At 69.8% G+C, this 22971-nt stretch carries 23 protein-coding genes; 9 read left to right on the top strand and 14 right to left on the bottom strand.

Annotation, left to right across the window (positions count from 1 at the left end):
* Nucleotides 1-107: 107 nt before the first annotated feature.
* A complete protein-coding gene (locus FGL15_RS20840; protein ID WP_240773866.1) occupies nucleotides 108-1658 on the bottom strand; it encodes a S1C family serine protease in 1551 nt (516 codons plus the stop codon).
* A gap of 142 nt (nucleotides 1659-1800) precedes the next feature.
* Nucleotides 1801-2382 carry a TetR/AcrR family transcriptional regulator gene (locus tag FGL15_RS08420; RefSeq protein WP_240773867.1) on the bottom strand — a complete coding sequence of 194 codons (582 nt, stop codon included), beginning with the start codon at nucleotides 2380-2382 and terminating at the stop codon, nucleotides 1801-1803.
* A gap of 93 nt (nucleotides 2383-2475) precedes the next feature.
* Here FGL15_RS08420 and FGL15_RS08425 point away from each other — a divergent pair, with 93 nt between their 5' ends.
* Entirely contained in the window at nucleotides 2476-3099 is a 624-nt protein-coding gene (locus FGL15_RS08425) for an NAD(P)H-dependent oxidoreductase (RefSeq protein WP_138945694.1), read from the top strand.
* Here FGL15_RS08425 and FGL15_RS08430 read toward each other — a convergent pair.
* Nucleotides 3074-6607 carry a bifunctional RecB family nuclease/DEAD/DEAH box helicase gene (locus FGL15_RS08430; protein ID WP_138945695.1) on the bottom strand — a complete coding sequence of 1178 codons (3534 nt, stop codon included), beginning with the start codon at nucleotides 6605-6607 and terminating at the stop codon, nucleotides 3074-3076. The two genes, FGL15_RS08425 and FGL15_RS08430, sit on opposite strands and share 26 nt — an antisense overlap.
* 211 nt (nucleotides 6608-6818) lie before the next feature.
* On the opposite strand from FGL15_RS08430, the gene FGL15_RS08435 reads away from it, so the two are divergent.
* A complete protein-coding gene (locus FGL15_RS08435) occupies nucleotides 6819-7214 on the top strand; it encodes a (deoxy)nucleoside triphosphate pyrophosphohydrolase (RefSeq protein ID WP_240773868.1) in 396 nt (131 codons plus the stop codon).
* Between the two features lie 18 nt (nucleotides 7215-7232).
* Here FGL15_RS08435 and FGL15_RS08440 read toward each other — a convergent pair whose 3' ends face one another.
* From FGL15_RS08440 to FGL15_RS08450, 3 genes are all read right to left on the bottom strand, one after another.
* The gene (locus FGL15_RS08440; protein ID WP_138945697.1) at nucleotides 7233-8108 is read right to left on the bottom strand and encodes a hypothetical protein; all 876 of its coding nucleotides are present in this window, start codon (nucleotides 8106-8108) and stop codon (nucleotides 7233-7235) included.
* Nucleotides 8109-8217: 109 nt separating this feature from the next.
* Complete coding sequence (locus tag FGL15_RS08445; RefSeq protein WP_370282217.1) at nucleotides 8218-8925, bottom strand: siderophore-interacting protein; 708 nt, start codon at nucleotides 8923-8925, stop codon at nucleotides 8218-8220.
* Between the two features lie 188 nt (nucleotides 8926-9113).
* Nucleotides 9114-10592 carry an MFS transporter gene (locus FGL15_RS08450; protein WP_138945698.1) on the bottom strand — a complete coding sequence of 493 codons (1479 nt, stop codon included), beginning with the start codon at nucleotides 10590-10592 and terminating at the stop codon, nucleotides 9114-9116.
* Between the two features lie 136 nt (nucleotides 10593-10728).
* Between FGL15_RS08450 and FGL15_RS08455 the strand changes: the two genes are divergently transcribed.
* Both FGL15_RS08455 and FGL15_RS08460 read left to right on the top strand, forming a co-directional pair.
* The gene (locus FGL15_RS08455) at nucleotides 10729-11364 is read left to right on the top strand and encodes a uracil-DNA glycosylase (RefSeq protein WP_168223354.1); all 636 of its coding nucleotides are present in this window, start codon (nucleotides 10729-10731) and stop codon (nucleotides 11362-11364) included.
* 97 nt (nucleotides 11365-11461) lie between these two features.
* Nucleotides 11462-11674 carry a hypothetical protein gene (locus FGL15_RS08460; protein WP_079704298.1) on the top strand — a complete coding sequence of 71 codons (213 nt, stop codon included), beginning with the start codon at nucleotides 11462-11464 and terminating at the stop codon, nucleotides 11672-11674.
* A gap of 72 nt (nucleotides 11675-11746) precedes the next feature.
* On the opposite strand, the gene FGL15_RS08465 is transcribed toward FGL15_RS08460, so the two are convergent.
* From FGL15_RS08465 to FGL15_RS08475, 3 genes are all read right to left on the bottom strand, one after another.
* Complete coding sequence (locus tag FGL15_RS08465) at nucleotides 11747-13204, bottom strand: catalase (RefSeq protein WP_138945700.1); 1458 nt, start codon at nucleotides 13202-13204, stop codon at nucleotides 11747-11749.
* 115 nt (nucleotides 13205-13319) lie between these two features.
* A complete protein-coding gene (locus FGL15_RS08470) occupies nucleotides 13320-13766 on the bottom strand; it encodes a Fur family transcriptional regulator (RefSeq protein WP_124767813.1) in 447 nt (148 codons plus the stop codon).
* A gap of 156 nt (nucleotides 13767-13922) precedes the next feature.
* Nucleotides 13923-14534, bottom strand: a complete 612-nt coding sequence (locus tag FGL15_RS08475) for a TetR/AcrR family transcriptional regulator (RefSeq protein WP_064294065.1) — start codon at nucleotides 14532-14534, stop codon at nucleotides 13923-13925.
* 119 nt (nucleotides 14535-14653) lie between these two features.
* Between FGL15_RS08475 and FGL15_RS08480 the strand changes: the two genes are divergently transcribed.
* Nucleotides 14654-15427, top strand: coding sequence for a 1-acyl-sn-glycerol-3-phosphate acyltransferase (locus tag FGL15_RS08480; RefSeq protein WP_138945701.1), 774 nt, complete (start codon nucleotides 14654-14656; stop codon nucleotides 15425-15427).
* Between the two features lie 111 nt (nucleotides 15428-15538).
* Nucleotides 15539-16459 carry a hypothetical protein gene (locus tag FGL15_RS08485; protein WP_138945702.1) on the top strand — a complete coding sequence of 307 codons (921 nt, stop codon included), beginning with the start codon at nucleotides 15539-15541 and terminating at the stop codon, nucleotides 16457-16459.
* A gap of 10 nt (nucleotides 16460-16469) precedes the next feature.
* Here FGL15_RS08485 and FGL15_RS08490 read toward each other — a convergent pair whose 3' ends face one another.
* Nucleotides 16470-17552, bottom strand: a complete 1083-nt coding sequence (locus FGL15_RS08490; RefSeq protein ID WP_161578587.1) for an alpha/beta hydrolase — start codon at nucleotides 17550-17552, stop codon at nucleotides 16470-16472.
* Nucleotides 17553-17746: 194 nt separating this feature from the next.
* On the opposite strand from FGL15_RS08490, the gene FGL15_RS08495 reads away from it, so the two are divergent.
* Nucleotides 17747-17920, top strand: coding sequence for a CsbD family protein (locus FGL15_RS08495; RefSeq protein ID WP_064294062.1), 174 nt, complete (start codon nucleotides 17747-17749; stop codon nucleotides 17918-17920).
* Between the two features lie 95 nt (nucleotides 17921-18015).
* Nucleotides 18016-18279 carry a GlsB/YeaQ/YmgE family stress response membrane protein gene (locus FGL15_RS08500; RefSeq protein ID WP_064294061.1) on the top strand — a complete coding sequence of 88 codons (264 nt, stop codon included), beginning with the start codon at nucleotides 18016-18018 and terminating at the stop codon, nucleotides 18277-18279.
* 296 nt (nucleotides 18280-18575) lie between these two features.
* On the opposite strand, the gene FGL15_RS08505 is transcribed toward FGL15_RS08500, so the two are convergent.
* The 3 genes from FGL15_RS08505 to FGL15_RS08515 all read right to left on the bottom strand — a co-directional run bounded on the left by FGL15_RS08505 (nucleotide 18576) and on the right by FGL15_RS08515 (nucleotide 21211).
* The gene (locus FGL15_RS08505) at nucleotides 18576-19127 is read right to left on the bottom strand and encodes a type 1 glutamine amidotransferase domain-containing protein (RefSeq protein ID WP_138945704.1); all 552 of its coding nucleotides are present in this window, start codon (nucleotides 19125-19127) and stop codon (nucleotides 18576-18578) included.
* Nucleotides 19128-19236: 109 nt separating this feature from the next.
* Nucleotides 19237-20178, bottom strand: a complete 942-nt coding sequence (locus FGL15_RS08510; RefSeq protein WP_138945705.1) for a G5 domain-containing protein — start codon at nucleotides 20176-20178, stop codon at nucleotides 19237-19239.
* Between the two features lie 88 nt (nucleotides 20179-20266).
* Nucleotides 20267-21211 (bottom strand): DnaJ domain-containing protein, encoded by a 945-nt coding sequence (locus FGL15_RS08515; protein WP_079704305.1) that lies wholly within the window; start codon nucleotides 21209-21211, stop codon nucleotides 20267-20269.
* Between the two features lie 5 nt (nucleotides 21212-21216).
* Here FGL15_RS08515 and FGL15_RS08520 point away from each other — a divergent pair, with 5 nt between their 5' ends.
* On the top strand, nucleotides 21217-21384 hold the full coding sequence (locus FGL15_RS08520) for a type II toxin-antitoxin system YoeB family toxin (protein ID WP_168223355.1): 168 nt from the start codon (nucleotides 21217-21219) through the stop codon (nucleotides 21382-21384).
* A 20-nt stretch (nucleotides 21385-21404) separates the two neighbouring features.
* Here the strand turns inward: FGL15_RS08520 and FGL15_RS08525 are convergent, their stop codons facing one another.
* Nucleotides 21405-22937: a methyltransferase gene (locus FGL15_RS08525; protein ID WP_240773870.1), complete on the bottom strand. Its 1533-nt coding sequence runs from the start codon at nucleotides 22935-22937 to the stop codon at nucleotides 21405-21407.
* Between the last annotated feature and the right edge of the window lie 34 nt (nucleotides 22938-22971).

Below are 22971 nucleotides of genomic sequence, written 5' to 3' on the forward strand. Positions count from 1 at the left end.
GGCGCGGCGAGGCACCGCCTCCCGAGCCTACTGGGCAGACGTCGACGACTCCTCGGATCCGGCGGCGGGCCGGAGGTGAGGAGTCGTCGAGCGTCCCGAGCGCGCGATCAGCCGACCGGGCCCTCGATCAGCGTCACGTCAGCGGTCTGGGAGGCCCCACTCGCCGTGGTCCAGGTGACGGAGACCGTCTGGCCGGGCTCGAGCGTGGCCATGGTCGCCGTCAGGGTCTGAGCGGAGTCGATGGCAGCACCGTTGATGCCCGTGATGACGTCGCCGGCTGCGAGGCCGATCGACGCCGCCGGCGTGTTCTCGATCACCGAACCGACCACGGCACCCGGCACGGGCTGGGCTGCGCCGGACGCGGCCAGACCGATCCCGATGAAGGCCGGGTAGCCGATCGAGACGGTGTCGGTCTCGACGCCGGTGCGGATCTGGTCGACGATGGACAACGCGTCGTCGATCGGGATGGCGAATCCGTCGATGTCGGTCCCACCGGAGGAGGCAGCGGTGTCGACGCCGACCACCTCGCCCTCCGCGTCGTAGAGGGGCCCGCCGGAGTCGCCCGACTGGATGTCCGCGTCCGTCTGGATCAGGCCGGCCAGCTGCTTGCCCGCCCCGGTCGTCTCGTCCTGGACCGTGATGTCCTGGTCGAGGGCGGTGACGGACCCGTCCGCCGCGCTGGGTGTCCCACCGGTGCCTCCGGCGTTCCCGACCCCGGTGACGGCGTCACCGACGGCTGCGCCGCCGTCGTCGTCGATCGTGACGGTGTCCAGTCCTGAGGCGCCGTCGAGCTGCAGGAGCGCGACGTCGTTCGTGGCATCCGTCCCGACGACGCGCGCGTCGTACTTCTGCCCGGTCGCCACGACCGTGACGACGATGCTCGTCGCTCCCGCGACGACGTGGTTGTTGGTCAGGATCTGGCCGTCCGCGGTGAGGATCATCCCGGTTCCCGCGGCGGCTGCCCCCTGGTAGCCCAGCTCGGTGTCGATGTCGACGACGCCCACGGACTCGGCGGCGGTGGCACTCCGGGTGTTCGCTGTCGCGGCGTCCGGCGTCGCCTGCTGCGGGCCAGGCTGACCGCCGGGCGCGCGGAAGCTCTGGCCGCCCTCGTCCGGCACCGTCTCCGTCACCTGTGAGGAGGCGGCGACGCTCTGGAACGCTCCAGCCGCAAGCGAGGCGAGTCCGAGGCCACCGGTCACGAGGGACACGACCGTGGCGGCCGTCGCGGCGGCGATGATCCACCCGATGGGCTGCTTCTTCGCCGGGAGACCCTCGGACGACGACGGCTGGGGGATCGTCTGCTGTCCGTACGACTGGGGCTGCCAGGCGCTGGGCTGCGGGTAGGCGTATCGGCCGTCGCCGAACCGACCATACGGGCCGTGGGGCTCCTGGGGGTGCCCGGACGACGGTTGGTCGTGCGTCGCGTGGGGAGCCGTGGCGTATCCGAACGGCGTGGTGGGGTCGGGTCTCGGACCGCCGCCGGCCGTGTTGCCGGGGTAGCCGGCCGGGGGAGTGACGTCCACACCGGGCTGGGGCTGATACGAGCCGGTTGGCGGCTGGTACGGGTCGGGTGCGGGCGAGGACTGCGGTGTCTGCGGCGCGTGCGTGTCGTCCGCTGGACGCGGCTCTGGGCGTTCTGGATCTGGGGTGGTGTTCACGGGGATTCCTCTCGGCGGGGTGCTGAGATCAGTTGACTCCCGCAAGCCGAGTGAATCGTCTGGTTCGACCATGAACGGCCTCTGAGCTTCCCGACCGTTTCCCGGATAACGATCGTGCAAAGGCTCAATGCGAGACGCCGGCTCAGGGTCGCGTGAGCAACGCCTCCAGTGCGGGTCCGGCCTCCGCCTCGGAGATGTGTCCGGCGACGATGAGCTCCGCGAGCCCGTGGACCGCGGCCCAGACCGCCGTGGTGAGGGCGGCGATGACCTGCGGCTCGGCGCCGGGCGCCAGCGAAGCCGTCGTCTCGGCGAGGAGCGCTTCGACACCACCGATGAGCGGCGCCATGGCCTCGCTGGGCGAGCCGGGGACACAGACTTCGGGGTCGTAGATCAGGCGGAACCGCTCCGGGTGCTGTGCCGCGTAGTGCACATACGTCGAACCGATGCGGACGGCCGCCTCCCGTGAGTCTCGACCCGCCGTCGCGTCCCGTTCCTCGCGCATGGCGTCCAGGAGTTCGGCCATGCCGCGTTCGCTCAGCCGCTTCAGGAGCGCGCTCCGGTCGCCGAAGTGATGGTACGGCGCGTTGTGGCTGACTCCCGCGCGCCGCGCGACCTCGCGCAGGCTCAGCGTGGCATGGCCTTGCGTCCGCATGAGTTCGAGCGCAGCGTCCTCGAGCGCCGGGCCGAGGTTGCCGTGGTGGTAGGCGGTCGTCGATCTTGACACAAGCAACATCGTACCCGTACAGTCGGTTCCGACCTGAAGTGGACAGTGTCCAGATTCTTGGCACTGTCCAGACCTACACCTGTTGGAGAACTGATGCCCGCCCTCGTCATCGACGGACACCCGAACCCCGGGTCCCTGTGCGCCGCCCTCGCCACGAGCTACGCGGAGGCGCACGGCGACGCGACCGTCCTCGCCGTCCGCGACCTCGCGTTCGACCCGAACCTCCGCCTCGGCTACACCCGTCGTCAAGACCTGGAGCCCGACCTCGAACGGGCATGGGAGCAGATCCTCGCCGCGGACCACATCGTGATCGTCGCTCCGGTCTGGTGGGGATCGGTGCCGGCGCTGCTCAAGGGGTTCTTCGATCGCCTCCTGCTTCCCCGTCGCGCCTACCGGACGAAGGCCAACGGCCTCCCCGAGGGGCTGCTCGCCGGCCGCTCGGGGCGCGTGATGGTCACGACGGACTCACCGTGGTGGTACCTCCCGCTCGTCGGCGACACGACGGTGAAGCAACTCCGTACCACCACCCTCCGGTTCTGCGGGATCAAGCCCGTCGCCGTGAACCGGTTCGGTCAGGTGAAGGGTTCGACCCTGGAGCAGCGTCAGCGGTGGCTCGCGAAGGCGGCGCAGAACGGTCGCATCGACGCGACGCGACGGAATCCTCGCCGCCCCGCAGCCCCGGCGGAGCTGGTCAATGGCCGTCGACCAATCGGATGAAGGCGCTGAGCTCGGCGACGCCCTCCGGTGTGACCGGCAGGTACTCGGCGAGTGCGGGGGAGTACACGAGGTACGCCGCCCACTGGGCGCGGGAGATGCCGACGTTCAGTCGATTCTTCATCAACAGGAAGGACATCCCCCGGGGGACGTCGGCGGGGGAGGACGCGGCCAGGGAGACGATCGCGATGACCGCCTCCTGACCCTGGAACTTGTCGACGGTCCCGACGCGCACCGCGTCGAACCCGGCGGCGTCGAGCGCCGCTCGGACGACGGCCACATGGGCGTTGTAGGGACAGACGACGATGATGTCGGCCTCGATCACCGGGTCGTCGATGCGGCCGGCATCCGGATCGGTCCAGCGGAGACCGATGCTCGACCGGACGAGTTCGGCGACGTGGTCGGCCTCCTCCTGCGAACTCGTCGCGTTTCCGATGTGGTGGACGGGGGAGACGTGCAGCCCCGGCGCACGACCCTCCAGACGCCGCTTCGTCGTGGCCGCTGCTGAACGCAGCTCGCCGCCGTACGACAACCGCGAGACCGGCTCGGTGACCGCGGCATCCATCCGCCACGTCTCGTGCAGGAAGTAGCCGAGTTCCGGAGGGAGGACGTCGCGACCGTCGGCCACGAATCCCAGGGCAGAGGTGTCGATCGGTTCGGGATGCGTTCCCTGGCTCACCTGCGGGAGCTGCTGCGGATCGCCCAGGAGCAGGAGGTTCCGCGCGGCGACGCTCGCCGCGATCGTGTACGCGAGTGAGAACTGACCGGCTTCGTCGACGACGAGGAGGTCGAGCGACCTCCGGTCGAACCGGTTGGGGTTGCTGAAGTCCCAGGCCGTCCCGCCGACGACGAAGCCGCCGCCCTGCTCGGCCATGAACGCGCCATGACCGTTGGCCGGCAGGACCGTGTAGCCGCGCTCAGCATCCGGGTCGGCCCCGGATCGCAGGGTCTTCGCCACACGTGCGGGGGAGAGCCCCGCCTTCACGATGCGCTCGAGGAGGTTCTCGACGACGTCGTGCGACTGCGCCACGACCCCGATCCGCCAGCCGTGCTGCTGCACGAGGGCCGTGACGACGTGCGAGGCGACGTAGGTCTTGCCGGTTCCGGGCGGCCCCTGGACGGCGAGCGCCGAGTCGTCGAGGTCGAGCAACGCGGCGGTCACGTCCTCGATCGTCTGCCCGTCTCCGCGGTGGGGGAGCGGGTCGCCCGAGGTCGTGCGGGGCGGCCGTCGCCGCAGGATGTCGACGACGCCGTCGTCCGGCCACCCGGGAGCGGCGTCGAGGACCGCTTGCCCCCACTCGGCGATGGCGTCGACCTGTGTTCCCGGCTGTGGTGGAGGAGACGGCGTGAGCGCGACCGGCAGCTCCGTGTAGGGCTCACGATCCGTCTTGAGCGTCTCCTGGATGAGCAGGGAGTCGTCGTCGACCTCGAGGACCGTGATCTGTCCGGCCGGTCGCGAGCCGGGCTCGGCGCGGGGGAGCGTGTACGGTCCGGGGTGGTCGTAGACAGCGAACGGGTCGGCGCCGACCTTCACACTGCTGCCGGGAGCCCATCGGCCGCGGAGTCGGACGTGACGGCGGTCGCTGCGCTGCCGCCCCTCGCGGAACCAGTCGCGTTCGACGACTCCCGAGGTGACGGTGAAGACGTTCCGGGTGTCCTCCCACTCGTCGCGCGCGGCGATGAGTCGGGAGAAGTGCTCCTGCCAGAACGACTTGTGCTCGCGCCGGTGGTAGTCGATGGCGGCCGCCGCGAGCGCATAGGCGGTGGCGTCGTCGGAGCGCTCTGGGTCGAGGGGGTCTCCGGCCAACGCCGTCAGCGCGTCGTGGAGCGGCGTCGGTTCGTCCACCAGGGGCTCAGGTGCGTCGGTGACGAACGTGCCCGGCAGCACGCCCCGTTCCGCACCGAGGTCGAGCAACCAGTTCCGCAGCCGACGGGTCGACTCGCAGTCGTAGGCGTTGTACTCGGCGATCTCGGCGAGATTCCGTCTTCCTTCGGCGACGAGCTCCGGATCGCCGCTCCGACTCAGCTCGCGTGCCTCCGCATACGCGGTGATCGACGCCGCGGCGTCGGTGACGTCGCTGTCGCGGTGGTCCTCTCCCATGTAGAGCGGCTCGAGCTTCTTGATCGAGTACGACCGCGAGCCGACGCGCACCGTCTTCCGGACGAACGGGTAGAGGTCGAACAGCACGGCCTCACGGAGGAGGTCGTCGATCGTGTCCTCCCCGACGCCGTGTCGGGCGGCCAGCGAGAGCAGATGTGTCCGCTCGTAGGCGGCGTAGTGGTACACGTGCATGCCCGGGAACTCGGCACGACGGGCGGTGAGGTAGGCGAGGAAGTCGATCAGGGCCGTGCGCTCCTCGTGGAAGTCGTGCGCCCACCAGGATCGGAACCGGCCATCGGTGTCGACGAGCCCGAACAGGTAGTCGATGCCCCACCTCGTGCGGTCGCCCCGGCGGGCGTCGCCCGGCTCGCCCTCGGTGTACAGGGGATCGCCCTCGAAGTCGAAGAAGACGTCGCCGGGATCGGGTTGCGGCAGGAGTCCGAGCGCCGCGACGTCGTGCACGCGGAATGCCGGCACACCGGCGTCCTGCGACGGTTCGAGTTGCAGTTGCGCCTGTTCGCGCAGCGCAGCGAGCGTGCTCTCGGCGATGCCGTCGACCGTCCCGCCGGCGCCGCCCGACGGCCCGTGCAGTGCCTGCCGCTCGGTCGACCCGGTGAGCGTGAGTGACGCCAGATCGTCGATCGTGGCGACGCCGGCGGCCAGGAGGCGGTCACGCTGCGTCAACCGGAGCCCGGCCACCAGCAGGACGTCGCGTGAGGCCGTGATCTCGGCGTCGCACCACGCGCATCGTCCACAGACGCTGTAGCGCTGGTCACCCCAGGCCACCGGCGCGTCGGCCTCGAGCCGTTCGGCGACGATCCGCAGCAGTCGCGCACGACGGCGACGGTACACCGGCAGGATGTCGGCCACCGCGTGGGTGCTGACGGCGCCGTCTCCCAGGATGAGGTCGACGTCGTCGTCGACCGGGATCCCGGCCGTCTCCAGCTGCTCCACGTAGGCGGCGAGCTGGAGGAGGGCGGTGACCTTCGGTGAGCGCGCGAGTTTGGTGTCCTGCACGCGGTACCGGCCGTCGGGCCGGCGCACGATGAAGTCGGCGAAGCCGATGAACGATCCGTCGAAGAACGCGGCCTGGAAGACGACCGGCGCGCCGTCGCGGAACGCCGTGATCGTCGACTCGACGGCTGCGGCGAGCGCCACCGCGTCTCGGACGTCGGGGCGGTCGAGCTCGACGACACCGGTGCCGAACTCGGCGCGGTACGAATCGAGGACGCGCAGCTCGTGCTGGTCGCCGAGCTTGGAGGTCCGCATGAGCATCTCGTCCTCGGGCTCGACGATCGGTTCGATCCGCCCGAGCTTCGCGTCGACCGTGCGCAGGAAGGCGAACTCGCAGTAGGAGGCGTTGGAGAGGTCGCTGGCGCTCGTGATGGCGGAACCGTCGAGGAGGAACATCGGTGCGGTGGGTGCCTTTCGAGACGACTGCTGCGGGGGCTGGTCCGCCTCCGATCGCTGTCAGTCTGGCACGCACCACCGACCACAGCGCCGCCGCGGGACGCAGGCTGTCGTCAGCCGAGGGGGAGCCGTCTGTGGAGCGGCGTCGGGCGTCTTCGATCCCGCGTCCCCTAGCCTGGACAGCGACCACGACGCCACGGGACGGGAGCGCATGATGACCACCACGATCCAGGTCGTCGCGGGTGTCGCCTCACAGGACGACACCGTGCTCGCATGTCGGCGGGCACCCGGGCGGGCGTCCGGTGGACTGTGGGAGTTCCCCGGCGGCAAGGTCGAGCCCGGCGAGCAACCGCAGGACGCACTGACTCGCGAGCTGCGCGAGGAGCTGGACGCCGACGTCGTCGTGGGGGCGCTGCTGGACCGCTCCACCGTCCCCGTCGGGGAGCTCGTCATCGACCTCGCCTGCTACGAGGTCACCTTCCGCGGCGCGCCCCCGACCCACAGCACCGACCATGACGAACTGCGCTGGGTCACCCGCGAACAGCTCGGCGAACTCGACTGGGCGACCCCAGACCTCCCGATGGTCAGGCGACTCACCGCGAGCTGACCCCGGAGACGCGGTGCGTCAGTCGGCCGCGTGGAGCGGGATGCGCGCCAGCGTGCGTCCGCTGAGCACGAGATCGTCGTTGGTCGAGGTGATCGCCAGTTCGGTGACCGTCCACTCGAACAGGGTGACGTCGCGCCAACGCTCGAGGAATGCCGCGAGCGCCGCGGTCTCGGCGGCGTCGAGCTCATCGCGGAAGTGGTGCAGGCCCACCCCGACGAGCGGTGCGGGACGCCCACCGACGGCACGCTGGATCGGGGCGAAGGCGTCCGCGATGGCGGGGAGGTAACAGCGCCCGCGGTTGAACCCGCCGATGACGGGGCCCGCCAGCCTGACCCGGAAGGACGTGAACGCGCCGACGCTCGTCCGCAGCCCGTCGAGGAATCCGGAGTCCGCGTCGATGGAGGAGAGCGTCGCGTGCAAGCGGTGGGCGCGTCGGAGCTCGATGCCCCGGGCGAGTTTGGGGGCGAAGGGTGCCGAGGCGAGATCGGCCTCGTAGCTCAGGAAGATCGGATCGACGAACAGCCGTTCGACCGGGACGGGGACGACGACCGCCAGGCGTGCCTCGGCGTACCGCCCGTCACGGTAGACGCCGTCGGGGCTCGCGGCCAGCGCGAGCGGGTGGTCGGCGTCGATCAGGGGGAGCTGGGCGTACCGGTAGCGGTCGTCGAAGGTGAGCGCCTCACCTGCTCGGAAGGTGGAGCGGACGACGTCCCAGCTGCGGAGGGCGTCGTGCGAGTGCGACGACGTGTCCGCAGCGCTCGAGGCCGTTTCGGGGACATCGACCTCGAACGCCCGGTCGGCGGATCCGCCGTTCACCGTCCGGATCAGACCCGTCGCGACGCCGGTCGGAAGCGCACCGATCGTGTTTCCGGACGTACCGGCGGGAGAGGGCATGTCGTGAGGTTAGTGGAGCCGTCGGCCCAGCGCGTCGGGGACACCCCGAATTCGGGTGATCGACCCAATTCACCGCACGGTCGACGCGAACGCCGACACCGTCGGCCGGTCAGTGCGCCTTGCCGGCCTTCCAATAGCCGCAGAACATGACGCGCTCTTTCGGCATGCCTCCACGGACCCAGAACCGACGCACGTTCGCGGCCAGGGACTGCTCGCCGACGACCCACCCGTAGCACGGGGCGGACGGCACCCCGAGGGCCGTCGCGGCGGCCAGCGCCGCTCGGCCGGGGACGTCGTGTGGATCCTCTCGGACCACCCATCGCAGCTCGACCCCGTCCGGGACCCGCACGTCCTGCGCGTCGGCGGCGGACGGGATCTCGACGATCGCCGTCCCGACGGTCGACGCCGGAAGCGAGGTCAGGATGCCTGCGACGGCGGGGAGCCCGGTCTCGTCGGCGACCAGGAGCACCCGGTCGACGTCGGCCGGGAGGTTGAACATGCGCCCCTCGTCCAGCAATGCGACGGCATCGCCCACCTCGCACGACTGGGCCCAGCTCGCCGCAGGCCCTGCGGTCCCCTCGGCGGCAGACCCGTGGATGACGAAGTCGATGTCCAACTCCGGCCCGTCGGGCCCGTCGCGCCGGAAATCCCGCACCGTGTAGTTCCGGAGCACGGGTCGCACGGACTTGGAGATCGCGAGGTACTTGGCGTAGGCCAGCATGTCGAGCTTGGTCGGCAGCCGCTCGAGCCCGCCCTCGGAGACCGGGATGAAGAACCGGAACCACTGGTCGTAACCGAGGAAGGTGAAGTCGGCGATGTCACCGCCCCGAGGGTGACCCTGGCGATGTTCGGCGAGAGCCGCGAGCGACGGACGACCCGTAGCGTGAGGAGTGTCGCCGCCTCGGGTTTGATGCGCGCCGTCTCGGCATTCGTGCGAGCCACTCGAGCCCCTTCCTCCGGCGGCTCCGACAGCCGCGACTGAGGCTACCCTAACTCAGGTCACCCTTACTTGGTGGATCCGGGTGCGTCGGCGGCGACCTTCCGCGAACGGGTGTCGAGCAGCGCGAAGACGAGCGCGACGACCACGAAGCCGATCGTGACCAGCGTGCTGTTGCGGTAGGCGTCGTGATAGACGTCGAGCGAGGCGCCCGACGCATCGCCGCCGTTCTCCGAGTACACGGTCGCGTAGAAGGTGGCCGTCGCGGCGGCGAGTCCGACCGCGGTGCCGATGCGCTGGCCGAGTTGACCGATCGATCCGGCGACACCACCGGAGGCCACGGGGATGTCCGCGAGCATCAGGGTCTGGTTGGGAGAGATGACCGCGCCGCCGCCGATGCCGGCGAGCAGCATCGCGGCACCCATCGCGTACGGCGTGATCTCCGGGGGTGTGATGAACGCGAGGAGCGAGTTGAGACTGAACCCCACCACGACCAGCACGAGCCCACCGACGACCAGGGGGCGTCCGAGGCGGTCGACGACCCGACCGCTCAACCACGAACTGACGGCCGAGGCGAGGGCGAAGGGGATCGTGATCATGCCCGCGAAGACCGGCTCGAGCCCGAGCCCCTGCTGCACGAACAGCGTGAGCGTGAGGAAGGTGGCCGGCATCGCCGCGAAGTACGTCGTGGAGATCAGCACGCCGTTGCGGTAGCTGCCGAGCTTGAACAGGGAGAAGTCGACGACGGGTGTCTTCCCGGCGAGTTGGTAGCGACCCTCCCACCAGGCGAAGAGGCCGGCGAAGACGGCGAACGCGACCAGCAACCACCAGCGCGCCGGGTCGTCGCCCGGGGAACCGGTCGTCAGGACGAACGGCAGCATGAGCGACAGCACGGCGAGACCGAGGAACACGATGCCCACCGGGTCGAGCGATCCGGCACCCGCCTCGTGCGACTGCTGCTTGGGCAGCAGTCGGGCGGCGATCGGCAACAGGACGATCGCGAGCGGGACGTTCATCCAGAAGAGCAGGCGCCAGCCGTCCTCCGGCCCGCCGATGGCGATGAGCAGACCGCCGAGCGTCGGGCCGAACGCCGTCGAGAGGCCGATGATGGCGCCGAAGAGACCGAAGGCGCGGCCACGCTCCTTGCCGACGAACAGCTGCTGGATGAGCCCGATGACCTGCGGCATCAGCAGCCCTGCGGCGATGCCCTGGAGGATCCGACCGCCGATGAGGATCCCGACGCTCGGTGCGACCGCGCAGGCGAGACTGGCCGCCCCGAACACGCTCAGGCCGATCATGAACATGCGACGCCGCGAGTGCAAGTCGCCGTAGCGCCCGGCGGGCACGAGGATCAGACCGAAGGCCAGGGCGTACCCGGCGACGATCAGCTGCAGGGCGGTCGGGCCGGCGTCGAGCGCCTCCTCGATCGACGGCAGTCCGACGTTGACCTTCGAGAGGTCGAGGATCGTGAGGGCGGCGACCGACACGCAGATGGCGAACGCGCGCCACTTCGTCCGGTCGTCGGGGGCGGTTCGCTCGTCAGTCATCCTGGCCAGCCTAGGCCCGCGTCAACCCGGTCCACCCCGGCTTGACGGGCACGGATCCGCCGTCCTGTGCAGCATCTTCACCCTCAGAACCGGCTCAGACGATGACGGGGCAGCCGTCACGGGCTACGCTCGGAAGATGCATATGGATGCCCCTCGCGGGCTGCAAGACCCCGACGAACTGGCCGAACGACACCGCATGCTGGCCGAGTCGCCGGCACTCGCGCCGCTGCGCGACTGGTCGGACGCGATGATGACCCGCCGAGGACGGCGGCAGGCGGACCTCGTCCTCCCGCTCGTCGACCCGGCCGATGCGGCCGTCAACGCGAAGACACTGATCCTCCTCGACGCTCCGGGGACCCTGGCTCCCGACAACCTCGACGCCCCGGGATCCGGCTTCGCCTCGGTCGACAACGACGACCCGATCGCCGAGAGCCTTTGGAATCTGCGGAACGACATCGGCTTCGACGACGTCATGGTGTGGAACATCGTCCCGTGGTACCTGAGCGCCGGGCGGAAGAAGCCGAACGCGCCCGAGGTCGCTCAGGGAGCGATGGAACTGCGCGCCCTCCTGCCCCTCCTCAAGAACCTGCGCGTCGTCGTCCTCTGCGGACCCCACGCCCAGGACGGTTGGTGGAAGCATGTCGAGCCCCTGCTCGGCAACACCTACAGCGCCTTCAACGCTCCGCACCCCTCGCCCTTGTCGCTGAAGCAGCCGGGTCGTCGCGAGGAGATCGAGAAGGTCTTCGCCCGCGCCAAACAGGTCGCCGGCTGATCACACACCCCTTCCGCAACCCCCTCGCCCGTCGGGCGAGGGGGTTGCGTGCATCTGAGGCCTCGTTAGGGTCGATGGACGAGGAGAGGAGCATCACATGGACATCGGCACCATCGTCATCCTCGCCGCGCTCGTCCTCCTGGCGATCGCGGCCGTCTGGTACGTGTCACGGCGCGACCGCGCCGCCCGCTCGGCCGACGAACACCATTCGCACGACAATGACGCGGAGGTCGAGCGCGAACGCGCGAGAGGCCTCGCGGAGGGCACCGGCGGCGTGCCGCGCCGTGGTGGCGGCCCGATGGGCGTCTGAGCCCGCGAGAGCGCAGAAACGGTCGCCATCCGCGAAGGATGGCGACCGTTTCCGCGCGTTCGGCGACGGGCTCTAGACGAGCGGCGGGAGGCCGGCCGCGACGCGTGCGCCCAGCGTGCCGTCGACGGCGGTCCAGTAGGCGATGACCCGCGCACGGAGCTCGGGGCGCGTCACCTTCGAGACGTGGCCGATGATGTTGCCGACGAGGCGGTCGCGGGCGGCGTCGTCGAGCACCTCGCGCACGAGGGTCCCGGCCTGGCCGAAGTCGTCGTCCTCGGGGTGCAGCGTCGCGGCTGCCCGCACGAGCTCGCCGTCGGACTGCCAGCCGTTGGACTCAGCGGCACGCGCAGGGTCGGCGTGGGCGCCACCGACCGAGTTGGGTGCGTAGACCGGCGCGTCCGCGTCGTTGAAGGTGTAGCGCATGGCGCCTTCCTTCGAGTACGTGTGCACCGGCGCGTGCGGGGCGTTGACCGGGAGCTGTGCGTGGTTGGTGCCCACGCGGTAGCGGTGTGCGTCCGCGTAGCTGAAGATGCGGGCCAGGAGCATCTTGTCGGGGCTCGCAGCGATCCCGGGGACGAAGTTCGACGGAGCGAAGGTCGCCTGCTCGATCTGCGCGAAGTAGTTCTCCGGGTTGCGGTCGAGGGTCATCTTGCCGACCTCGATGAGCGGGTAGTCGCTGTGCGGCCAGACCTTGGTGAGGTCGAACGGGTTGAAGCGGTAGCCCGCGGCGTCGGCGTAGGGCATGACCTGCACGGACAGCGTCCAGCTCGGGTGCTCACCGCGGGTGATCGCCTCGGAGAGGTCGCGGATGTGGAAGTCGGCGTCCTCGCCGGCGATCTGGTCGGCCTGGTCCTGCGTGAGGATCTCGATGCCCTGGTCGGTCTTGAAGTGGTACTTCACCCAGAAGCGCTCACCGGCGGCGTTGACCCACTGGTAGGTGTGCGACCCGAATCCGTCCATGTGCCGCCAGGAGCCCGGCAGGCCGCGGTCGCCCATGAGCCAGGTGACCTGGTGCGCGCTCTCGGGGGAGAGCGTCCAGAAGTCCCACTGCATGTCGTGGTCGCGCAGGTGCGAGCCCGGAAGACGCTTCTGCGAGCGGATGAAGTCGGGGAACTTGATGCCGTCGCGGATGAAGAACACCGGCGTGTTGTTGCCGACGAGGTCGTAGTTGCCCTCGCTCGTGTAGAACTTCAGCGCGAAGCCACGGGGGTCGCGCCAGGTGTCGGGGCTGCCCTGCTCACCGGCGACGGTGGAGAAGCGTGCGAGCATCTCGGTCTCGACGCCCGGCTGGAACAGCGCGGCGCGCGTGAACTGTGAGACGTCACCGGTCGTGACGAACCGCCCGAACGCACCGCCGCCCTTGGCGTGGACGACGCGCTCCGGCACCCGCTCGCGGTTGAACTGCGCGAGCTTCTCGACCAGGTAGTGGTCGTGGAGCGCGATCGCTCCGTCTGCGCCGACGCTCTGGGAGTGCTCGTCGCTCGCGACGGGTGCTCCGCTGTTGGTGGTGGTGTAGCTGGTCTCGGACATGTCTCTCCTCGAGGGTGGGGCTGGTCGGACGGTCGGATGGATTCAGCACTGCCACCTTGGCGGTGACAGCTGACGATCGGCATGGAGGTGCCGTCGAGTGGTCTGTGGAACGGCGTCAGGCGGCATCCGCCTGGCACGCGGGGCATACGCCCCAGAATGTGATCTCGGCCGTGTCGATGACGTACCCCGCCGTGTCGTCCGGGTGCATGCATGGCGCCGCACCCTGCGTGCAGTCGACGTCGACCACGGCGCCGCACGAGCTGCACACCAGGTGATGGTGGTTGTCGTCGACGCGCAGCTCGTACCGGCCGGGATGGCCGTCCGGTTCGATCCTGCGCACGAGACCGGCTGCGACGAAGGCGTTGAGCACGCTGTACACGGCCTGTGGGGAGGTCTGCGGGGCTCGCGGCTTCAAGGACGCGACCACCTGCTCCACATCGGCGTGCGGTGTCCGGGCGAGGATCTCGAGGACGGCGAGGCGTCCCGTGGTCACCCGCAGCCCGGCTGCGCGGATCCTCGTGTTGAAATCGTTCGTCGCCGACTCCACCTCCGATCCGTTCATGCAGCCACCGTACCGAGTTGTTTTGAATTAGTCAAAATAAGGACTTCCCCTTCACGTTGTCCCGCAGCTCCACAACTCTAATATCAGATATGAGTTGTGGACCGATGGATGACGCCGGATGTGGAGAATTCCCGGTGACGACGGGGGAGGCCCGGGCTACAGCTCGACCGTCAGCAGAGGCCGCAGCGAACGTCGGGTCTCCTCGGCCATGTCCACCGAATCTCGGTCGAGCAGCCACTGCAGCTGCAGGCCGTCCATCATCGCGATGAGCATGCGCGCCGCGCTCGCGGGCTCGACGCCGGCCACCAGCTGGCCCTCGCGCGCCATCACCTCGAAGGAGACGGTCATCCCGTCGATCAACCAGCTGTACCGCCGGACGAAGTGCTCGTGCGCCGGGTGGTCCGGTGAGGTCGCCTCGGCGGACAGGACGCAGTGGAGCTCGACGAGACCGGGGACGCGCATGTTGTGCTCGACGAGGCGGAGGAGCCCGCGGATGCCTTCGATGCCGCTCCCGATCTCGATGCCGGACTCCTCTCGATCCCGGTCGTCGCGGAAGTCGAGGATCGCGGCGAGTAGATCGTTCTTGGTCGAGAAGTGGTGGAGGAGGCCGGCCTGGCTCATGCCCACGCGCTCCGCGACCTCGCGGAGCGATCCACTGCGGAACCCCTGCTCGGCGAAGACGTCCATCCCCGCCTCGAGGATCTCCCGACGTCTTGCCGCCGTCTTGGCGTAGCTGCCGCGGGAGCGGCCCGTCTGCGTCACCGTCATCCTGCGATCGTATCGGGCGTGCGGTCCGCCGGCGAAGGGTTCCAGAGGCACCCCTAGCCCGGTACTTCCCCAGGTGTCCACCCCGGTACTTCCCCAGGTCGCCGTCGTACGGTGTCGCCATGAGACGCCCCATCGAGCCCGTGTACGACACCGCTGTCGGTGTCGGTCGCTCCCTCTTCGGTTTCTGGCGGCTGCGCCGTCACACCACCGGCATTGAACACCTGCCCGACGATGGTGGCGCGGTGATCGCGATGACCCACTTCGGGTACCTCGAGTTCGCACTCGTGGAGTGGGCGACCGTCCTCCACAACCGCCGCCGTATCCGCTTCATGGCCAAGCAGGGTGCCTTCGACCAGCCCATCGTGGGCCGTCTCCTCCGGAGCATGCGGCACATCGCCGTGGACATGCGTGCCGGTGCGGCCGCCTATGCCGACGCCGTCGCAGCGCTCCGCAGCGGCGAGCTGGTCGGGGTCTTCCCCGAGGCCGGTGTCAGCGCCTCGTTCACCGTCCGCGAGCTCAAGTCGGGCGCGGTCCGCCTCGCGCAGGAGGCCGGCGTGCCGATCATCCCCGTCGCGGTCTGGGGCGGTCATCGCCTCATGACGAAGAACCACCGGGTCGGCTTCCGCGAGCGGTTCGGGGTCCCCGTGCACTTCTCGTTCGGCGAGCCGATCATCGTCGCGCCCGGCGACGACGTCGGCACGAGCACCGAGCAGCTCCGCGACCGTCTGCAGAGCATGGTCGACGAGCTGCAACGCGACTATCCCGTCGATGGGACCGGGGCGTGGTGGCAACCTCGCGCCCTGGGCGGAACGGCTCCGACGCCTGCCGAGGCTGCAGCCGCCGACCTCGAACGCGAGCGCCGACGTGAGGCGCGTCGACAGACGGCGAGCTGAGCGCACGTCCGCCGCGGTCTATCCTGTGGAGGTGCCACCTCTGACCTCGTCGACCCACCCCGCAGGGCATCGTTGCTCCGCCAGCCCGCGCCCCGAGCGGAGCGTGGCGCCGTGAGCCGCGGGTGGAACGGCTTCGTCGCGAAGTCGACGTGGCTGCCGAAGTCCTGGCGCGAACGCGCTGAACGCGCGCTGTCGGAGGGCCCCGCGACGCCGGCCACACCGGACACGAACGACGCCGAGTCCGCAGCGGACCACTCGTCACGGCGTACGCCGGATTCCACATCCCGGGCGACGCCGACACCTCCTGCTCAGCAGCCCGACGACTCGGTGCCACTGGAGGACCGCGACGCGCACGCACCCCGCACGACCGTCGCCGACCCGGACGTCGACGAAGCAGCACCAGCCGACGAGCGCCCCACGACCGGCCTGGTCGACCCGGTCGCCCTCCCCGTCACCGCGTCGGCCCAGGTCGTCCCCCTGAGCGTCGCCATCACCGATTTCGAGCTCGCCGACGACTCCGTCATCGGCCCGGCGTCCGTCCTCGACAACCTCGAGCTCACGAAGGCCGCCGTGACCCGCGTCGCGTCGGCGATCCTCACGACCGAGGGCCCGATCGCCGTTCCGCGACTCGTGACCATCGTGGCTCGGCGCTTCGGCGTCGACCGACCGTCCGAGGAGTCCCGCACCGAGCTGTCAGCGCTGGTGACGGAGGCGTTCGTCGTCCAGAACGGTTTCGCCTGGCCCACCGGACTCGACGTCGTCACGTGGCGAGGCGTCCGCCGGGTCGTGCATCGCGACCACCGCGCGGTCACCGACATCAGTCCCGCGGAGATCTGTAACGCCATGGAGCTCGTGATCGCCGCGAGCCCCGAGCACGAGGTCGACCGCGAGCAGCTGCCGATGCAGGCGGCGTCCGTGCTCGGCTACGGTCGCCTCGGTGAGACCGCTCGACGCTGGCTCGACCTCACGCTCGCCCAGGCGGTGCTCCACGGTCGTCTCGTCGAGGACGGCGAACGCATCCGCCTGCCCTGACGCCGATCGTTCAGCGGACGGGCGGACCCTGCTGGCCGAACGGCAGACTCGTGTCGGTGACGCCGTCGATGAAGGCGTCCATGCGCTGGAGGTTGAACCGGCCCTGGTCGTTGAGTAGGAACTGGTACTCGTGCTCGAGCCCCGGTCGGAAGTCCGGGTTGAAGATCATCGATTGCACGTCGACACCGAGGCCTTGGAGCTTCGCCTTGAACTCGACCGACTGCGGGTAGAGGGGATCCCAATTGCCGACCGTGATGTACGTCGGTGGATACTTCGCCGTCAGATAGTCGACGACGGACGCGGACGCCACCTCCGGTCGGGTCTTGTAGTCGCGCGCCCCGAAGTACGACCAGAGCACCGTGTCCAAGAACCACCCGAAGCTGCCCTCGGCGTTGACCAGGCTGAGGTCGTAGGCCCCGCAGGCGAGGACCACCCCGGCGAGCTGCTCCGGTTCGATCGGCGATTCGACCTTGATGGAGCTGGCGTACTCGGAACTCGTGACCACGTTCGCGACCTGGGCGGCGATCTGGGCACCGGCGGAGTCGCCGGCGAGGATGAGCTTGGACGAATCCACGTTGAGCGCGCGAGCGTTGGCGTCGAGGTAGCCGAGCGAGTCAGCGACCTGCTCGATGGGCAACGGGTACTGGCCCTCCGGCGCGATCGTGTACTCGACCGCGATCGCCGTGTACCCCTCGCCGGCCAGCACGCGCATGTAGTTGGAGATGAGTTCCTTGCTGCCGGAGATCCACGCTCCTCCGTGCACCCACACGATCGTCGGGAGGGCGGCACCACTGCCGCGCACACCGTCGGGCGTGTAGACGTCGAGCAGCGCGTCCGCGTCGCCGGAGCGGTACGGGATGTCCTGTCGGACGTCGACACCGTCTGGGACGTACTTCACGAGGTCGGATTGCACGACCTTCGCCCGCTCGTCGAAGGCCATGCGGATGACCATCGAGCCGGGCCACGGGGTCAGCTGCAACCAGACGAAGATCACCAGCGCGATGGCGAGGATCACGCCGATGATCCAGAACATCGTGTTGCGGACGACGCGCAAGAAGCGCGCGAAGCCCGACCGAGGGGGTGCTGTCCTCAAGCGATTCACCTCCTGGCGGGTCTGGACGGCGGCGCTGCCTGGCGGAACACGAACCTCCAGTCTCGCATTCGATCGCACTCCGCCGGCGACCCGGAAGTTTTTCGACGGATTCCGTGACGAATGCCCGCCGAGCTGCGTCTTACCCGATGACCGGACATCATCACCGGTTTCCAACGCAGACGAAGGAGAACGCCATGAGTGCATCGGACAAGATCCAGAACGCCGCTGAGGACCTCGCGGGCAAGGCGAAGGAAGCCCTGGGCAAGGTCACCGGCGACGACAGCAAGGTCGCAGAGGGCAAGGCCGACCAGACGAAGGCCGACGCCAAGAAGGCCGGCGAGAATGTCAAGGACGCGTTCAAGCACTAGTCCTCGCGATACAGTGGCTGCCCCCGCCCACCGGCGGGGCGGTAACACGGTCGACCGGCACCCCGTTCGATCCAGCAATCACATTTGGAGACATCATGAGTTTTCTCGGCTTCCTGCTGCTCGGCCTCATCGCCGGCGCCCTCGCCAAGGCAATCCTTCCGGGCCGTCAGGGCGGCGGCTGGTTGATCACGCTGCTGCTCGGCGTCGTCGGAGCACTGCTCGGCGGCTGGCTCGGCGGCATCCTCTTCGGCGCGAACCTGCAGGAGTTCTTCTCGCTGCAGACGTGGCTCCTCGCCATCGGCGGATCCATCGTCGTGCTGCTCATCTACGGCGCACTGACCCGCAACAAGAAGGCGTAAGCGCCTCTCCACAGCACTCGAACGCCCGGCCCCTCCAAGGGGCCGGGCGTTCGTGCGTGCTGGACGACGTCGCCGACAGCACGGTGTCCGCCGTTCCGGGGACTGTGCGACCTCCTGTGCTCTGCCAGGATGACTGATGTACAATATCAGCATCTGATATGAGAGGAGGGGGTCTCATGGACTTCTACCGGAAGCTGCTCGAGCTGCTCCGCGCGTTCTGCGGCTGGGCCTGACCCGCACGGACGAACGCCCGGTCCACCAGGACCGGGCGTTCGTGCGTCGCGTTGCGACCGGAGTCAGGCGTGCTGACCCTCATGCTCCCCTTCGCCGATCTCCTCGACGAGCTTCGCATTGAAGGCCGGGAGGTCGTCGGGCGTCCGGCTCGAGACGAGTCCCTGGTCGACGACGACCTCCTCGTCCACCCAGGATGCACCCGCGTTCCGCAGGTCCGTCTTGAGGCTCGGGTAGCTCGTGAGTTCGCGATCACGGACGACGTCCGCCTCGATCAGGATCCAGGCGCCGTGGCAGATCACCCCGACCGGCTTGCCCTGCTCGAAGAACGCCTTCGCGAAGGCGACCGAGGTCTCGTCCACGCGGAGGTCGTCCGCGTTGACGACGCCGCCCGGCAGCACGAGTGCGTGGTAGTCGTCGGAGGACGCCTCGGCGACCGCGACGTCGACGGGCTGGACGTGTCCGTTCTTGCCGGTCACGTCCTGGGTGGCGGGCGACACCAGTCGGGCGGTCGCTCCGGCTCCCGTGACCGCTTCCCACGGGCTCGTCAGCTCACTGTCCTCGTAGCCGTCCGTGAGCAGGAAGGCCACCTGCTTGCCGTTGAGTTCTGCGCTCATCGTCGCTCCAATCCGTCAGCGTCGAGGCACCGTCCGGCACCTCGCCAGCGACGATACGCTCGGCTCCACGTCTCGGACCCGAGCTTCCGCCGAGCGCGAACGGGGTTGCTCAGGCGTCGCAGGCGATGCCGTCGCCGTCCCGATCGAGGTCGTAGACGTCGCTCCCGACGACGTACACCGGGCCGGGCGTGTACGCCGGTCCGTTACCACTTCCGCCGGCGCAGTCGACGTCGCTGGCGATCGGAACGCACTGCCCCTCGTAGTTCGGGTCGCACCCTCCGCCTGCCGGATCGGCTACGGGAGCGGGAGGCGGCGGAGCGGGTTGCCGCGTCCCGACGGACGTCACCTGCGCGACCGGTTGGACCGACACGAGCTGCGCGACGAGCTCTCGAGTGATCTCGACCCCGGCTCGCGTGGTGACGCGGTAGGTGTTCGTCTGCTGCCCGGGGACCCCCGTCGTCGTCACGACGACCTGACCGACGTCGATGTTCGGGTCCTGCACCTCGGTCACCGCGAACGGGATCTCCACCACCTCGGTCACCTCGGTGACGACGTCGGTCGGGGTCGGGGACGGCGTGGCACTCGGCTTGGCGACGGACGTCCCTTCCGGCGCCGACAGCAGCGCCGCGGGCCGGGGCCCGACCGGGTGGATGGCCGCGTTGGCGCTTCCGCCCACGACGACCAGGCACAGGGCGGCACCGATCACGGCGGCCGCGATCCTGCGGTTGCGGATCCCGAGGGAGGAGACGCGACCACGGACGAGCGCGACCACGCCGATCACCACGGCCACCAGGGCGACGAGTGCGAGCATCGCCCAGAACGCGCCACCGACGGCGCTGACGAGCAACAGTGCTCCGACCAGGCTGAGCAGGACGATGTGGAGCGGACCGAGGCGGCGCGTACGCGTGGCCCCGGTAGCAGCAGCAGGGACTGCGACCGGGGGAGCGGGCACGGCCGCCGGCATGCGTTGCCCACCCCAGCCGACTCCGGTCCACCATCGTTGCTGGCCGGGCTGCTCGGGATCGGGATACCAGCCTGCGGGAGAAGTCATGCCCTGATGCTGGGGCCTGGAGCACGACGGCACAAGGTCCCCGAGTGGGGCGGGAGGGGATTCCTCCCCCGCCGTGTCGGGCCGCGCGTCAGAGTCCGACGAAGCGGATGGTCTGCTGCAGGCGCGTGCGGATGTCGAACAGCTGGTTGCCGCCCATGCGGTCGACGCCCGGGAGACCGGTGCGGAGGAGGTCGGCCAGGCGGGAGCGCTCGACGAGGACCGTCACCGGATGCTTGCGACCGATGAACTCCACCGACTCCGGGGTGGCGCCGTCCGGCACGACGATGACGGAGGCCGTGAACTTCACCCGGGCCGCCTTCGCGACAGTCCGCGCCGAGCGCACGATCGACCGGACGGGCTCCTCGCGAGGATCGAGCGTCTCCCCGACGACCTCTCCACGGTGCACCCGGACCGGCCCACCCCAGTCCTCCGATTTGACCGCGAAGAGGCCGGTCGGGCCGAGGACGACGTGGTCGAGCTTCGCCTCGCCCGGCGCCAGGACGTCGTGCCAGACCGTGTATCCGATGCCGAGCGTCGCCACGGTGCGCGCCGTCTGCTCCTCGGCGAGGGCGTTGGCCAACTGGTGCCGGATCTCGCGCGGAGCCGAGCGGACGAGCTTCGGGTCGTAGGGGTCGTCGAGCGGGACACCGCGGCCGACCCACTCCCGGATGAGCCCGAGGTAGGCCTCCCGCGAGTCTCCGCCGGGGTGTCCGTAGGCGCGAGCACGAGGTCGCGAGTCGGCGCGCTGCGTACCCGACCGACCAGTGGTCGACGCCGACCAGGTCGGAGCGTCGTCGTCGCCCGCGTCGGAGGACGGCACGTTGCGACCGCGGTCGTAGGCGGCCCGGTCCTGCTCGGTTCCGACGCGCTCCCAGGCGAGCTGGACGGCGTTGAACTGCCGCGCGCTTCCGCCGAGGTCGGGGTGGGTCTCGCGCATGAGCCGTCGGTAGGCCCTCCGGAGTTCGTCCTGCGTCGCCGTCGTGCTCACGCCGAGCACCTCGTACGGGCTGGCTGAGAGTGGGCTCTCCGGCATGGAGGGTGGTCGCTTTCGTCGGCGGCGTCGGTCGGTCCGACACGGCAGACTATCGCCATCACCTGGAAGACCGCCCGAACCGGCACCCGGTCGGTGCTGTGGAACATCGACTGGTCTACCGCCTCACGGACGACGGCGTCCTCATCGCCCAGGCACGCTTCCACTACGAGTAAGGCCGGCGTGCCGGAACACCTCAGGAGCTCGGCAGGAGGATGCCGTCGTCCAGCAGTGCGCGGACCCGGGGGAGGAGTTCGGCGCGGAGTTCCGACGCATCGACCTCGACGAGCTGGGCGATCGCGTCGATGATGGCTCCCAGGGTCAACTCGCCGTCGCAGGCGCCGACGAGCCCCGCCAGGCCCGTGTCGATGCCCACCGAGCGGGCCAAGCCGCCACCTTGCCGCAGGGTCATCGCCGTCGGGTCCTCGTCCCCGGGCCAGTAGTGGCGCTCCTCGGTGACGTCGCCCGCGAGGATGACGCGTTCGCCGAGCAGCTGCTCGTCGTCGAGCGCCACCTGCCAGTCGTGTGCGAGGAGACACACGGCGAGGTGCGCACCCAGCCCGGCGGCGTTCGAACCCGCCTGCCCGTGCAGCCGCTCGAAGCGGCGCAGCGGAGTGGACGGGTCCGATCGACGGAGCAGCACGTACCCGAAACCGACGCCGGTCACGGCCCGAGCCGCGAAGTCGTCGAGCCAGGCTCCCGCGAGGCGCTCGAACTCCGGCGTCCCGAGCCGTGTGCCACCGTCGCGGATCCAGGTCTCCGCGTATTCGGCCGGATCCTGCACCTCGCGCTCGATGACCCAGGCGTCGACCGGGTCCGGGCTGCGCTCCACCCACCCGGCCACGCGGTCGAGCCCGTCGGCGCCGTCTCGGTACTCCCAGTTCCCGAGGAACTGCGCGACGCCGCCGGGCGTCAGATGCCGGGCGACCTCGAGGAACACGGACTCGACGAGCGCATCGCCGACGAGACCGCCGTCGCGGTACTCGTAGCTCGGCACGCCCTCGGCACGCGGGGTGATGACGAACGGCGGGTTGGAGACGATGCGGTCGAACCGTTCACCGGCGACGGGTTCGAACATGCTGCCGTGGCGGAATTCGATCGAGTCGATGCCGTTCAGCCGCGCGTTGAGTGCGGCGAGCTCGAGGGCTCGTTCGGAGATGTCCGTCGCGACCACGTGATCCGCGATCCGCGACAGGTGGAGCGCCTGGATGCCGCACCCGGTACCGAGGTCGAGGGCCGTTCCGATCCGCTCGGGGAGGATGATGCCGCTGAGGGTCATCGACGCGCCGCCCACCCCGAGGACGTGCTCCTCGCCGAGCTCGTGACCCAGTGCGAGCTCGCCGAGGTCGGAGGCGATCCACCAGGCACCGCTCCCGTTGGCGTCGACCCAGGCGTACGGACGCAGGTCGATGGCCGCGGCGACCGATCCGTCGTCGCTCAAACCGACGAGACCGAGTGCCACCGCGCCATCGAGACCGAGCGACGGCAGAGCACGCGTCGCGTCATCGGCCCCCACGGCGACACCGAGCACGAAGAGTGTCGCCAGCGTCGCGATCGGTTCCGCCCCCGCGGTCCGGCGGCGTTCGTCGAGCGAGCGGATCGCCACGACCCGGTTGGAGCGGTGCAGGGCCGCCTCGGCCGTCTCACCCCAGAGACCACGCACCCGTTCCACCGTGTACCCGGCCGCATCGAGGTCGGAACGGAGGAGGTCGATCAGTCGCTGGTCCACGCCCACCAGTGTGCCAGCTGCAGGGTGGGCCGAG

The sequence above is a fragment of the Plantibacter sp. M259 genome (genome assembly GCF_006065115.1).
Taxonomy (GTDB): Bacteria; Actinomycetota; Actinomycetes; order Actinomycetales; family Microbacteriaceae; genus Plantibacter; species Plantibacter auratus.

Excerpts from the sequence above, each read along its gene's own strand:
- FGL15_RS08425 (WP_138945694.1), top strand. The coding sequence starts at position 2,476 with ATGCCCGCCCTCGTCATCGACGGACACCCGAACCCCGGGTCCCTGTGC.
- FGL15_RS08430 (WP_138945695.1), bottom strand. The coding sequence starts at position 6,607 with ATGTTCCTCCTCGACGGTTCCGCCATCACGAGCGCCAGCGACCTCTCC.
- FGL15_RS08435 (WP_240773868.1), top strand. The coding sequence starts at position 6,819 with ATGATGACCACCACGATCCAGGTCGTCGCGGGTGTCGCCTCACAGGAC.
- FGL15_RS08440 (WP_138945697.1), bottom strand. The coding sequence starts at position 8,108 with ATGCCCTCTCCCGCCGGTACGTCCGGAAACACGATCGGTGCGCTTCCG.
- FGL15_RS08450 (WP_138945698.1), bottom strand. The coding sequence starts at position 10,592 with ATGACTGACGAGCGAACCGCCCCCGACGACCGGACGAAGTGGCGCGCG.
- FGL15_RS08455 (WP_168223354.1), top strand. The coding sequence starts at position 10,729 with ATGCATATGGATGCCCCTCGCGGGCTGCAAGACCCCGACGAACTGGCC.
- FGL15_RS08460 (WP_079704298.1), top strand. The coding sequence starts at position 11,462 with ATGGACATCGGCACCATCGTCATCCTCGCCGCGCTCGTCCTCCTGGCG.
- FGL15_RS08465 (WP_138945700.1), bottom strand. The coding sequence starts at position 13,204 with ATGTCCGAGACCAGCTACACCACCACCAACAGCGGAGCACCCGTCGCG.
- FGL15_RS08470 (WP_124767813.1), bottom strand. The coding sequence starts at position 13,766 with ATGAACGGATCGGAGGTGGAGTCGGCGACGAACGATTTCAACACGAGG.
- FGL15_RS08475 (WP_064294065.1), bottom strand. The coding sequence starts at position 14,534 with ATGACGGTGACGCAGACGGGCCGCTCCCGCGGCAGCTACGCCAAGACG.
- FGL15_RS08480 (WP_138945701.1), top strand. The coding sequence starts at position 14,654 with ATGAGACGCCCCATCGAGCCCGTGTACGACACCGCTGTCGGTGTCGGT.
- FGL15_RS08495 (WP_064294062.1), top strand. The coding sequence starts at position 17,747 with ATGAGTGCATCGGACAAGATCCAGAACGCCGCTGAGGACCTCGCGGGC.
- FGL15_RS08500 (WP_064294061.1), top strand. The coding sequence starts at position 18,016 with ATGAGTTTTCTCGGCTTCCTGCTGCTCGGCCTCATCGCCGGCGCCCTC.
- FGL15_RS08505 (WP_138945704.1), bottom strand. The coding sequence starts at position 19,127 with ATGAGCGCAGAACTCAACGGCAAGCAGGTGGCCTTCCTGCTCACGGAC.
- FGL15_RS08510 (WP_138945705.1), bottom strand. The coding sequence starts at position 20,178 with ATGACTTCTCCCGCAGGCTGGTATCCCGATCCCGAGCAGCCCGGCCAG.
- FGL15_RS08515 (WP_079704305.1), bottom strand. The coding sequence starts at position 21,211 with ATGCCGGAGAGCCCACTCTCAGCCAGCCCGTACGAGGTGCTCGGCGTG.